The organism is Bartonella sp. AA2SXKL, from assembly GCF_042197205.1.
GTDB lineage: Bacteria > Pseudomonadota > Alphaproteobacteria > Rhizobiales > Rhizobiaceae > Bartonella.
Genome location: NZ_JBHIRN010000276.1, coordinates 316 through 556, shown reverse-complemented (window position 1 = coordinate 556; position 241 = coordinate 316). Strand labels below are relative to the sequence as shown.

Annotated in this window: 1 pseudogene; it reads right to left on the bottom strand. The window is 42.7% G+C overall.

Going from position 1 to position 241, the window contains the following annotated elements:
* Positions 1 to 133: 133 nt before the first annotated feature.
* Positions 134 to 241: pseudogene (locus ACFINS_RS11220) on the bottom strand (cobyrinic acid a,c-diamide synthase); the annotation flags it as partial.

The window sequence follows — 241 nt, the reverse complement described above, 5'->3', positions numbered from 1 at the left end:
AAGTTTTCCGGCACATCAATTGTGAGACGTTTCATACCTCCATCTCTGCACCCTTTATGGTTTCCTACCCATGCATCAGCTGTTAAAGGAATTGATTTATTGGTTGGTTTCGTACCAATCTTAATTTTTTTGTTCATTGTGCTAACTCCTTGATTTCTGCTGCAACAGCTTCAATCTCTGCTGCTGCTAGCCCTTGCTTATCGACTTCATAAACGGTCTTCCCCTGTGTTGCAGCTTCTGC